This window comes from Streptomyces neyagawaensis, from assembly GCF_023516595.1.
In the GTDB taxonomy this organism is placed as follows: domain Bacteria; phylum Actinomycetota; class Actinomycetes; order Streptomycetales; family Streptomycetaceae; genus Streptomyces; species Streptomyces neyagawaensis.
This window is the reverse complement of the sequence record NZ_JAMGBG010000012.1, coordinates 1-11,432: the sequence shown is the minus strand read 5'-3', so window position 1 is coordinate 11,432 and position 11,432 is coordinate 1. Positions and strand designations below refer to the sequence as shown.

General features: G+C 69.3%; 11 protein-coding genes and 1 pseudogene. 2 read left to right on the top strand and 10 right to left on the bottom strand.

The features are described from left to right. The 6 genes from M8J73_RS45740 to M8J73_RS08225 all read right to left on the bottom strand — a co-directional run. Nucleotides 1–599, bottom strand: a 599-nt coding sequence (locus M8J73_RS45740; RefSeq protein ID WP_443739053.1) for a tyrosine-type recombinase/integrase, incomplete at its 3' end; no start/stop codon positions are given. Nucleotides 600–1,101: 502 nt separating this feature from the next. Beyond that, on the bottom strand, nucleotides 1,102–1,368 hold the full coding sequence (locus M8J73_RS08245) for a hypothetical protein (RefSeq protein ID WP_240501650.1): 267 nt from the start codon (nucleotides 1,366–1,368) through the stop codon (nucleotides 1,102–1,104). Beyond that, nucleotides 1,365–3,845 (bottom strand): SpoIIE family protein phosphatase, encoded by a 2,481-nt coding sequence (locus M8J73_RS08240; RefSeq protein WP_240501651.1) that lies wholly within the window; start codon nucleotides 3,843–3,845, stop codon nucleotides 1,365–1,367. Before M8J73_RS08240 ends, M8J73_RS08245 begins: the two co-directional genes overlap by 4 nt. A 43-nt stretch (nucleotides 3,846–3,888) precedes the next feature. Next, the gene (locus tag M8J73_RS08235) at nucleotides 3,889–4,590 is read right to left on the bottom strand and encodes an HD domain-containing protein (protein WP_055541848.1); all 702 of its coding nucleotides are present in this window, start codon (nucleotides 4,588–4,590) and stop codon (nucleotides 3,889–3,891) included. 25 nt (nucleotides 4,591–4,615) lie between these two features. Beyond that, complete coding sequence (locus M8J73_RS08230; protein ID WP_055541849.1) at nucleotides 4,616–6,430, bottom strand: PEP-utilizing enzyme; 1,815 nt, start codon at nucleotides 6,428–6,430, stop codon at nucleotides 4,616–4,618. A 94-nt stretch (nucleotides 6,431–6,524) separates the two neighbouring features. Continuing rightward, on the bottom strand, nucleotides 6,525–7,604 hold the full coding sequence (locus tag M8J73_RS08225; protein ID WP_055541850.1) for a PEP/pyruvate-binding domain-containing protein: 1,080 nt from the start codon (nucleotides 7,602–7,604) through the stop codon (nucleotides 6,525–6,527). A 199-nt stretch (nucleotides 7,605–7,803) separates the two neighbouring features. Between M8J73_RS08225 and M8J73_RS08220 the strand changes: the two are divergent. Further along, nucleotides 7,804–8,283 (top strand): annotated as a pseudogene (locus M8J73_RS08220) (cation:proton antiporter domain-containing protein); the annotation flags it as partial. A gap of 484 nt (nucleotides 8,284–8,767) precedes the next feature. Here M8J73_RS08220 and M8J73_RS08215 read toward each other — a convergent pair. From M8J73_RS08215 to M8J73_RS08205, 3 genes are all read right to left on the bottom strand, one after another. Continuing rightward, entirely contained in the window at nucleotides 8,768–8,974 is a 207-nt protein-coding gene (locus M8J73_RS08215; RefSeq protein ID WP_157873307.1) for a hypothetical protein, read from the bottom strand. A gap of 436 nt (nucleotides 8,975–9,410) precedes the next feature. Next, nucleotides 9,411–10,175, bottom strand: a complete 765-nt coding sequence (locus M8J73_RS08210) for a hypothetical protein (protein WP_249828402.1) — start codon at nucleotides 10,173–10,175, stop codon at nucleotides 9,411–9,413. Nucleotides 10,176–10,221: 46 nt separating this feature from the next. Beyond that, nucleotides 10,222–10,761, bottom strand: a complete 540-nt coding sequence (locus M8J73_RS08205; RefSeq protein WP_157873264.1) for a hypothetical protein — start codon at nucleotides 10,759–10,761, stop codon at nucleotides 10,222–10,224. Between the two features lie 201 nt (nucleotides 10,762–10,962). Between M8J73_RS08205 and M8J73_RS08200 the strand changes: the two genes are divergently transcribed. Continuing rightward, the gene (locus M8J73_RS08200; RefSeq protein ID WP_055541152.1) at nucleotides 10,963–11,178 is read left to right on the top strand and encodes a hypothetical protein; all 216 of its coding nucleotides are present in this window, start codon (nucleotides 10,963–10,965) and stop codon (nucleotides 11,176–11,178) included. An 8-nt stretch (nucleotides 11,179–11,186) separates the two neighbouring features. Here M8J73_RS08200 and M8J73_RS08195 read toward each other — a convergent pair. Continuing rightward, on the bottom strand, nucleotides 11,187–11,432 hold a 246-nt coding region (locus M8J73_RS08195), incomplete at its 5' end, for a transposase (RefSeq protein ID WP_249828401.1).

Below are 11,432 nucleotides of genomic sequence, written 5' to 3'. Positions count from 1 at the left end.
GGTGGGAAGGCCGTCCCAGTGCGTTTCATCCACGATGCGGGCGCCTCGGCCAACGGCCCGCGGGTGGACGGCCAGCAAGGTCTGGCCACTTGTGTCGGGGACGGTCGAGTGCACGCTGACCTGCGACATCGTGGGGGGCGGGCACGCGGTACGAGCCGGGCCGCAGCCTCGGCGATGGCGAGGTCGGCCTCGGGGAGCCTGCTCGCGTACGTGTCGGCCGTGATGGTGATCGAGGAGTAGCCGAGCATCTGCTGGATGTCCTTGAGGTCGGCCCCGGCCGCGTGGGCCAGCGTCGCGGCTCCGTGGCGCAGATCGTGGAGCCGGACCGGCGGGAGGCCGATCTCCTCGTACAGCTCGATGAACCGCCGTGTGACGTTGGCGGGGTGGAGCAACTCGCCGTTTTCCTGGGTGAAGACGCGGCCGCTCTCCACCCAGGCACTCCCCCACTCCTTACGGTCCTTGTCGTGCTGGGCGCGGTGCCGCTTGAGAGCCTGGACCGTGTCGGAGTCCAGCGCGATCGTCCGGGCGTCGGCGTCGGTCTTGGGGTCGTCCTCGTACACCTCCCAGCCGTCCACGACGAGTTGCTCTGCGACCGTGATGAGCCCGGCGTCCAGGTTGGTGTCGGTCCACTTCTGCCCGCACGTGGTCGAGGAAGAGGCCGGTGTGCCCCTGCGTCCAGACCATCACCGGCGACGGCTTCTCGCCGGTGCGCTTCGAGTGGAGGATGCGCTCCTCGGTCCACACGAGAGCCTTGGGCCGCTTGCCCGCTTCAACTCGACGTGGGCCGCCGGGTTGAAGGTGATCAACTGATGGGCGATCGCAGCGTTCAACGCGGCCCGCAGCGTGGGGCGGACACTCTGGCGCGTGGCCGGACCCACGATGCGACGGTACGGCTCCAGCTCCGCGATAGCCGCCTTCGTCGCCTTGCGGCGGGCACGATGCTCGCGGCCCCTCCAGGGGATCTGGGCGAGGTCCTCGAACGCCTTGCGGCGGGCTGCATTGCCCTCCGCGATCTCGACGTTGGCCTCGGCGATGGCTCAAGCATCTCCGACAGGTGGGTGACCCGGAGGCGGTCGAGCCGCAGGTGCCCGATCCTCGGTTTCAGGTGCACCCGGATGTTGCTCTCGTCGGCATGGGCTTCTTCGTGCCGCTGATGGCGCTCTGCCTTCCCTTCTTGCCCGCCAGCCACATGTCCAACCACTCGCCGACCGTGAGACGACTCGTCAGGTCCAGGCAGTGACTGAGACGCCTGCGGGTCGCCTCGATGTCCGGCAGTGACGCTTTCTCGTCGGCCACCCTCTCCAGCAGCTCGGTTATCCGGGCCGGCCCCTCCGTGTCGTCGTCGCACGCCGCGTACGGCGCGGTCATATGGCGGCAATTCCCTCCAGGGAGAGGAGCGGGCCGTCGGCCGCGACCAGGGTTTGCTCACACCAGATCGTCTTGCCGGCCGCCGTCTGCCGGGTGCCCCAGCGCTCCGTGAGCTGTGCGACCAGCAACAGCCCCCGACCGCCCTCGTCGAACACCCGGGCCCGCCGCAGATGCGGTGCGGTGCTGCTGGAGTCGGAGACCTCGCAGATCAGCCCGCGGTCGTGGATGAGCCGCAACTGGATCGGCGTGTCGCCATACCTGATGGCGTTGGTGACCAGTTCACTGACCACCAGTTCGGTGACGAACGCGGCATCTTCCAGCCCCCACTCGGCCAGGGCACGGCCTGCGTTCGACCGTATCCGCGCCACCTCGGCGGGGTCGGCCTCCACGTCCCACACGGCGACCTTGCGCGCGTCCAGTGCCCGTGGCCGCACCAGGAGCAGGGCCGCATCGTCGGCGGGGCCCTCGGGCAGCAGCTTGTGTACGACGTGGTCGCACAGGGAGTCCAGCGTGCCCGTCGGCACGGCCAGCGCCTCCCGCAGGGCCTCAAGCCCCTCCCCGAGCTCGCGGTGGCCGGAATGGATCAAGCCGTCGGTGTAAAGGGCGAGCAGGCTGCCTTCCTGGAGGGTGACGTCCATCGATTCGAACGGCAGCCCGCCCAGTCCGAGTGGCGGTCCCACGGGGACGTCCAGGAACTCAGCGGTGCCGTCCGGACCGACGACGGCGGGGGGCGGGTGGCCGGCCAGCGCCATGGAGCAGCGCCTGGAGACCGGGTCGTACACCGCGTACAGGCAGGTGGCCCCGATGTCCCCGGCGGCCTCCGCTCCCGGCGGCTCCGTGTCGGCCCCGGACTCCGCCGCCAGCCGGAGCACCAGGTCGTCGAGGCGGGTGAGCAGTTCGTCGGGAGCGAGGTCGACGTCGGCGAGGGTTTGCACGGCGGCGCGCAGCCGGCCCATCGTGGCGGCCGCGTGGATGCCGTGCCCGACCACGTCGCCGACCACCAGGGCGACCCTGGCTCCGGAGAGCGGGATCACGTCGAACCAGTCGCCGCCCACCCCGGAACGCTGTTCGGCGGGGAGGTAGCGGAAGGCGGCTTCCACCGCCGACTGCTCCGGCATCCGCTGCGGCAGCAGGCTGCGCTGCAGAGTGAGAGCCGCGGCGCGTTCGCGGGTGAAGCGCCGGGCGTTGTCCAGGCAGACCGCCGCCCTTGCCACCAGGTCCTCGGCGAGGGGAAGGTCGTCCTCGTCGAAGCTCTCCGGAGTCTCCCGCATGCGGGTGAACCACACCACGCCGAGGGTCGTGCCCCTGGCCTTCAGCGGCACGATGATCCATGAGTGCGGGCCCATCCGCCGGACCCTCGCCCGCCGCTCGGGGGTCGCGTCGGTCTCGTAGTAGGAGCGGATCGGCGCGGCGGTGTTGTCCCGGTACAGCGTCGGCCGGCCGCTGGCCAGGCACAGGGCGGCAGGCGAGTTCGCGAGGTAGACGTCCGCCTCGCCGACGGTGCGCTGTTCCGTGGTGACCCCCTCGATCAGGAACAGTTCCGCGATGCGCCGCAGCCGCACGGGGCCGGCCAGCGGCCCAGGAGCGGGTTCGTCGCCCTGGAGGATGACGTCCAGCAGGTCCACGCGGGCGAAGTCGGTGAACCTGGGCACGGCCACCTCGGTGAGCTCCCGTGCGGTCTGCACCATGTCGAGGGTGCTGCCGATGTGCAGGCTCGCGTCGTTCAGCAGAGAGAGCCGCTCGCGGGCACGGCGCCTCTCGGTCACATCACTCACGAGAGCACAGACTCCGAGCGTACGGGCCTCCGCGTCCCGCAGCGGCGTCGCCGAGACACTGAAGAGCCGGGATCCGAGGCCGGTCAGGCCGGTGCCCTTGAGCTCGCTGACCTGCTCTTCGCCCGTGGCCATGGCCAGCCGCATCCGCTCCTCCCACTCCACCGCGTCGGGGCCGGCGAAAACCTCCGTCAGCCGACGTCCGCATGGCTCCTCGTCCGGCGGGCCGCCGAGGCGGTGCATCGCGGCGCTCTGCCACACGCTGCGCAGATCGGTGTCGTACACCGTCAGGGCCAGGGGCGAGTCCTGCAGAACCCAGCCTGACAGCGACTGCCGCAGGCGCTCCGCCGCCGACCCGGACTGCGGGGCGACAAGCAGGACTGTGCCGGGTCCTCCTACGGTGCCGTCCACCCCCGGGGCGAGGCGGTAGCGGGAGACGGCCACGGCCAGCCGGTGCCCGTCCTTGTGGCGTACGCTCACGTCCGGATGCCGCTCGCCGAGCTCGGCAGCCCCTTCACCTCGAGCAGGTTCCCCGCCCGCGAGCACGGGGGCGTCCAGCAGTTCCGCCACGGACCGGCCGCGGGCCTCGGCGCTCGTGTGGCCGAGCAGGCGTTCCGCTTCGGGCGTCCACCCGACGACCAGGCCCTGTCGGTCGGTCACGACCACGCCGAGTGGCGGATAGGTGTCCATGCAGTCAAGACTCACGCCAGAAATATCCATAAGCAACCGAAATAAGTCATTCATGGCGTTATGGCGGTTTCAGGCCGCTTCGCTGCACTCTGATATCGGTACGGGCCAGCACGGTGAGTGCGGCAGCGACGGCACGGGCGGGGTCGGTGAGCAGCCGGTCGTAGGTACGTGCCACCACGAACCGCAGTGTCCGGTCCGGGTCCAGGGCGAACCACGCACCGACGGTCCGCAGGCCGTGCGGGGTCAACCGCCACAGCTTGTCGGCGTCCTTTACCACGGCGTCGTCCAGGTCGAGGGCATCCCTGCGGGTGTCGTGCCCGTCGACAATGGTGACGATCCGCTCGGTGTCCCGCGCCGGGTAGCCGACGTCGGCGAGGATGCGGGCGGCGATGGCGGCGCCCTCGGACTCGTGCCTGCGTATCGTCTCCTGCCCGGCAGGTCCGGCCCGCCCGGCGATGGCGGGCAGGATGTCCGCAGGGTGGACCTTCTTCCAGCCGGTGTCGTGCAGGAGGACGGCGGGCAGCACGACGTCCTCCCGTGCTCCTGGCAGGGTGTGCAGCAGTGCGGTCGCCAGCGCAAAGGAATACAGCGAATGGGCATCGTTGTCGCGCACGTCGAGGTAAGGGAGGGCACGCTCCCACATCTCCCGCCGGACGCCGGTCAATGGCACGGGCGAAGGAAAGGGGTCGCTCAGGGGAATCTCCGAGGCTGCCAGGGGGAGGGTCGACAGCGGCTCGCGGGCCGCCCGGTCGGACGTCATGACGCCTCCTGTCGTACATGGCCGGTCAGTCGAGCAGGGTGACCGTGCCTGCCGTACCGTCCACACGGATCCGACGGCCGGACTTGATGCGGGTGGACGCCGAGCCCGTCCCGGTGACAGCAGGCAGGGAATACTCACGGCAGACGATGGCGGCGTGGGACATGACTCCCCCGATGTCGGTGACGGTCGCGCGGACCTTCCCGAAGGCCGGCGTCCAGCTGGGCGCGGTGACCGGGGCGACCAGGATGTCGCCCTCCTGGAGGAGGTCCAGGTCGTCGGGGCTGCGGATCACCCGGGCCGTGCCTTCGGCGACGCCCGGCGAGGCGGCCATGCCGGTCAGGTCGCCCACGTCGCCCGGGGCTGCCAGCCACGACCGGATCCGCTCGCTGGTGATGCCCCACAGCATGACGCTGAACGGCTCGGTGATGGCGCGCGGCGGCTCGTTCAGCGCCGGTTCCGGGTGCTGCCGGGCGAGCGCGGCCACGATCCGGCGACGCCGTTCCACCTCCGCCGGCCAGTGGCCGGGGCCGGCCGGCTCGACGCCGATCGCCCAGCTGGAAGCGTGGTCGAACAGCGCGGCGCGGACTTCGTCACGCGTGAGGTAGAACATGTCGTTCGCGCCGGGCCAGAACCCGGCCCGGTGCAGCAGAGCGGACAGCTCCCTGGCCTTGCGCCAGAAAACGCCCAGCGTCCAGTGCTCGATGTAGAAGTTGTGGTTCTCCACATACGGGTAGACCTGGCGGGCGAGGCCCAGTTTCGCCTCGAAGTCGGCCCGTGCCGGGGAGTCGAGCAGTGCGGCGTACTCGCCGGTGATCCGCTCGCGTTCAGCGGCGAGTTCGGCGAGGCGCCGGTCGATGGCCTCGCCCCGCCGCAGGCGCAGGATGTAGTCGCGGACGTACCCCAGGGGAAGCGAGGGGGTGTCCCTCCAGTACCGGTCGCTGCTGTAGAGGCCGTTGCCCGAGGTGAAGTTGAACCAGGGATCGCGGGCGGCGTTCCAGGCGTCGAGCCAGTCGCGGCCCCGCGGCTCACGGCTGAGGGCGGTCAGGGTGTGCTCCCCGGGGTCGGGCACGGTCAGTGCCCTGTCGACGCCCAGTTCGACAGCGAGCCTTGCCAGTTTCCTGAGCTCGTCGTCCGGACGGAACAGCTCCATCTCCACGCCCGTGACCATCGCCGCGATGCCCTGGTCCGGGATCTCCGGGGACCGTTGCTTGCAGAACTGGAAGAAGTCCAGGTAAGCCGCGTAGCCGAGGTTCAGGAACTCGAAGTGGTACTGCAAGGCGCGCTGGCACAGGGCGAGGAGCCGGTCGTACCCGCCGAGCAGGGCATCGGCGGCCCCCAGGCCGACCCCCGCTTCGATGTCCTCGTACGGCTGGACCTCCGGTAGCTCGCCAAAGCTGATGGACTCCAGTTCACGGATGGTGCCGAGGACCTTGCCCTTCCAGTTCTCCAGCAGCCTGTCCCAGTTCGCGTAGTAATACCCGGCGCGTTCCAGGAACTGCTGTGCTCGGGCAGGGATCCGGCTCTCCGGCGCGGCCACCGGACTCAGGTAGACGTAGCCCTGGTGGATGCGGAACGTGACGCCGTACGCGGGCGGTACGACGAAGTGCCGGGTGTTGAACTGGCCTTGGCCCTTGAACGCGAGCTCAGTGACGACCGTCTCGAACGGCTTCACCACAGTGGGCCAGTGCTGGCTGTCGCGGAACCAGAACCGCTCCTCCTCGGCCGCGCGCCGCCAGGGCTGGAAGACCATGTAGTACGGGTACAGCCGTTCCCACCCCTCCGCGGCCGCGGGGGCGGTCATCTCGTAGGGGCTCGGGAAGGCTGTGCGCGAGACCGTCATCTTGACGTGCTCCTTACAGGGCTCGCAGGCGGGCGATGCCGACTCGGCGTGGACGAGTCTTTCGACGGCGGCCGAGCCGAGGGGGGCATATCGGCTACCTCCCAGGGCGAAGGAGGGTCTCGAGGATGCTGGAGACGCCCGCGCCGTGGCTGGCCCGGGCAGGTGTCCTCGGCCGACGGCTCCAGACCGTCTCGGGCCGCGTCTGGAGCAGTCTCACGGTGGCGCCCGTATCCGTGGAGCCATTCGGGTGCTTGTCGACGGCCCACTCGATGTCCTGCGGGCAGCCGTATTGCCGCTCGGCGGTCTTGGCCAGGCGGGCGATCTCCACGACCTCCCCCTGAGTCAGGCAGGGGACCTGCTGACGGCCCTCCTCGACTACCCGCCGTGCGAGCCCGTGCCCGTCGGGGGCGGGAACCAGTTCCTGATGCTTCGGCGACACCGTCGTCCGCACCGTGCTGAGCAGTACCTTGTCCACCAGGTAGGCGTCCGGGGTCACCTCGCCGGACACCATGAGCTGCCCCAGTCCCCAGATCGCCTCAACCCGTATTTTCGAAGGGTCGCCGTCAGCCGGGTTGACGGTCACGGCGGCGCCGGAGGTACGGGCATCGACCATCTGCTGCACCCCGACCGCCATGTGCAACCCCGTCTGCGGTAGCCCACGGGCCGCGCGGTAGATGATCGCGCGGTCGGTCCACAGGCTCGCCCAGCAACGCCGGACGGCTCCGAGCACGGCTTCGGCACCCCGGATCCACAGGAACGTGTCGAACTGACCGGCGCAACTCGCCTCGGTCAGGTCCTCCATTTCGGCGCTCGACCGGACGGCCACCGCGACATCCGGGCAGCCGACGGCTCGGCAGAGCTCCTCGTACGCCGCCGTCACCGCCGACGCGACGGGTGAGGGCACGGGCTGGTCAATCACCATGCAGCGGATCTCGGCGCCGCGCGCCGCCACAGCACCCGGATCGGCGACGAGCCCGGCAAGGGCGGTGTCGACGGCCCGGCGCAACCCGCCGCGGTCGAGCAGCGCCTCGAAGGCATCCATGGTCACCACGAACCCGGGCGGCACCGGAGCACCGGCCCGGGTCATCACGATGAGCGCGGTGCACTTGCCGCCGAGCCTGCTCGTCCCGGCCTCGGCAGAGCTGTCGAACGCGAGGGTGTACGGAGAGTTCACGGGCCTCTCACTCCGCTGCCAGGGACTTCACCGCATGGCCGCCAGGCCATTCCGGCCGTGCCTTGTTCCACGAAGGCGCAGCCCCCTGAAGGTCAGCCTATGACGCCCAGTGCCCTCCCACACCTGGCGACCGCGCGGGTCATGGCGCCCGGAGTATGCGGCGGGTGCCGCGGGGCGGCCGACGTCGGAACTGCGGGCGGCGCTGCGACGTAAGGTCGCGGAGGGGCGCCACACCCTGTTCTCTCCACTGAGGTACCTGTTCGCCGCGATCTTCTTTGTCCGGCCTGAACACCGACCCCGCCAGCATCCCCGGTCCTGCTCCGGGCGCTCGCCCTCGCCGCCGTCACGACCACGAAGATCGCCACCGGCTACTGGGCCGCCCAGCGCGCCACTATCTCCAGCAAAGGCCGCTGGCGGGTCGGCGGCACGCTGCTCGCCCGCGGGAGAGTTCTCCATCGTGATCGCCGGTCTGGACGCCTCCGTCGGCATCGAGTACTCCATCGGTCCCCTGGCCACCGCCTACGTGCTGATCCTGGTTGTGCTGGGTCCGCTCACCGCCCGGTACACCGAGCCGGTCGCCACCTGGTTGACCGCCCGGCGTCACAACTCCACCGCTGTGTCTCCGGCCGTGGCACACAGCGGTGGTGCGGAGAAGACGCCCTCCGAGACCGCGTCGTAGGAGCCCGGACGGCGCACCGCGATGCAGGACGCGTTCGGGAGAGCACAGGACTGTCAACGGTCCACGACGGTCGCGACGTCACCGTCCCCTTGGCCCATTCCGTGGCGTTCGAGGTGGGAAATTGGCTGACCGTCGACAAGGACCAGTCGTCGGGACTTCCCCGGGACCGGCAGGTCACGCCGATGATTTCGTACGCGTGACAGAGGGAACCTGCAGGTCAGTGAGGCTCAGCCTGCGTGAGCGATGCGTGAGCGGACAGCGGCAGTCGGCGGCACGACGGGACCGCCCGTCAAGCGACACGTTGCTGACCTGCAGAAACCGGACCTCAGAGCACTGTCCAGAACCAGCTGTCATGATCGCTCAAGCACTCCTGAAAGCGGGTGTCGCAGGTTCGAATCCTGCCGGGGGCACAGAAGAAGGGCACCTACGGACTCTCTCGTAGGTGCCCTTGGATTTATTGGCCGACGGCCCGCCTGCCAGCGGCTCAGGCGGCGTGTGGGGTGAAGGTGACATGCGAGTCGCCTTCGTCGATGGTCAGGTTCAGCGTGACCGTCAGATCCCCCTCGGCGAGCTCGCAGACGTCCGGCCCTGCCTGCGCTGGAGTCATGCTGCCGGCGGCAGCCGACATGGAAACCGCCAGCGCTGCTGCCGTGGCCGACCTGGAGATGAATCCTGAGATACGTCCGGTCATACCGCCCCCTATGTATCACCCCGCTGAGCGGGGAGCTGATCAAGCGGGTGGAGCGTATCCATGCGTTCATCGCAGTTTCTCTCCAACTTCAGGACAGAAATCGACAATTTGTGGCTGGCTGGGACCCCTTCCATCCGGACGCGGGCAAGGTATGAGCGCAGACCGAAAAGATTCCGGAGCAAACCGGTCTCGCAGCAGGAAGGCCGGCATCCTTAGCTTGGAAGCAAGGTCATGCCCGGCACGAACACGTTGCGTCCATGAAGGAGACGACGCCTCAGCCAAGGCCGCCTCCGACCCACTCATCATCTCTGGCACGACCAGACAGCCTCATGCCCCACGAAGAAGATCGAACCTCGGGCCGAAGCTGCCCACACGCTTGACGAAGAACTTAGAGGCACCCCGTCTCCAGCACCGGCCCGCTGCGTTCCGCCTCACGCTACGACTGTGTGACGGGGACGCCGAAAGCATGGATGACGTTGCCGTCCGCGTATGGAATTCCAGGGCGGCGTCGGCGGGGCGGGGTTTCCTTGAGGGCCTGGCCGTCGGTGAACAACTCGTCCAGGTGGAAGGCCAGGGCGTGCAGGGGGCCGCTTGTGTCGTCGGCGGGCTCGGGCCAGACCAGCGGCAGGCGCACCCGCCAGACGCGGGCCCGGTAGGACATGAGCAGGTCGGCCGTGTCGTAGGCGGGAGAGGTCTCGCAGCCCAGGAGTACGGGCAGGTCGCCCTGGGCGCCGGCGAAGCGGCACGTCTGTTTCAGGGACCAGGCGAGGTGCATGTGCGCGGGTGCGGCGGCGGGCGGCGGGCACGCGGCGTCATACCAGTCACCGGCTGGTGGGGCGGGCGGGGCAGGCGGGGTGAAGTCGGCGCGGCGTTCGCTGATGTCGAGCAGGCGCAGGCGCTGCCCCTCAGGGCCTGCGGCGTGCACCTGGTCGGCGCTCTGGGCTGTGAAGGCGATGGCCTGGATTTCCTCGGGTGTGGCGGTGACCGGCTGCTTGCGGCCCTCCTCAAGGCGCCGGTAGGGGAGCAAGGCCGTGCGCAGCCCCGCCAAGTCTTCGGCGGTACGGGGGGCGGGGGCGAGTTCGCCGGGCGCGTACCCGCCGCTGCTGTCCTCGAAGTCGACGAGGACTTCGTCATGAGCGGTGATCATGACGACCTGGCCCACGAGGTCGCCTGGGTTGTCGGTGGGGACGGTGGAAACCACCCAGTCCCCTTCCTGCCATGGATTCACCCCGCGCCCCCTTGCCTGGTCAGCCCTTCTTACAGCCCTTCCAGCCTACGTGCCCCTTGACCCAATAGGCGGTCCAGATGCCCGTCAGGCCGTAGTTCTTGCCGTCGAGCTTGAGGTCCCGTCCCATCGTGACCACGCACATCGTGCGCTTCTTTTTCCCGCGCCCGTACTTGTAGGTATGGGTGGTGGACACCTTGTTGACGTGGCCCTTGCTGCCCTTGGCGAAGTTGTTGATGGCCTTGTCCCACAGGCGCATCGCGTAGCCGTTGTAGGGGTGGTTGGCCTTGTTGCCGGTGGAGCCGCCGCGCTTGATGTGCTCAAGGCCGTACTTGCGGTTGCCCACGCGTATCAGGGTGTCCTCGAAGTCCCCGAGGTACCAGCGGTAGACCTTCGCCGATCCCGGCCCGCTGCGGGTGTTCTTGGTACATGCGTCGTCGAAGCCGCAGTTCCACGACTTGGGCTTGGTCTTGTGGATGGATGCGTTGGCGGGGGCCGCGGTGAGCAGGACGGCCGCCGCCGCGGTGGCTGCCGTGGCTGTGGTGATGAGACGTTTTCTCATGGGGCGCACGGTACGGAAGGCGAATGGGGGTGTGAATTGTCCTTTAGGGCATACACAATTGGGCGCCGGTGGTGTGACCGGTGCACCAGGTGAGATGCGGCTGTGGGACCGGGCGATCGCGACCGGGCTGATGGCCTGCGGCACGGATGTGAAGTACCACATCACCCCGGACGGCAAAGTGCTTTCCGTAGCGGTCGGCAGGTGCTGGCCAACGGCGAACGGCCCACGCCGTCGGTGGCCGAACGGCTGCGGGAGGAAATGCCGCCGCTGGCGGGGATGGCCCCCTTCTACGAGAACAACCAGCTCGTCGGCCGCGGCCTGGACGGTGCACCCCAGGACGGCGTGATACCCCCACTGCCGCCCACTGGTCCCGAACCGATGCCGGCGGTGGGCGAGGAAGCCTTGGCCGAGGCTTAGACGTCGCCTCATTTGGTGAGTCTGCGGTAGCAGATGAGGCTGCAGGCGATGGCGGTGAAGGCCAGGAAGTGCTCGGCCTTGCGTTCGTAGCGGCGGTGCAGACGGCGGCAGCCGCCCAGCCAGGACATCGTGCGCTCGATCGTCCAGCGGTGCCGGCCCAGCCGGGTGGAGGACTGGATGCCCTTGCGGGACCTGCGGTGCCGGATACCTCGTTTGCGGAGCCAGCGGCGCAGGTGGTCGTAGTCGTAGCCCTT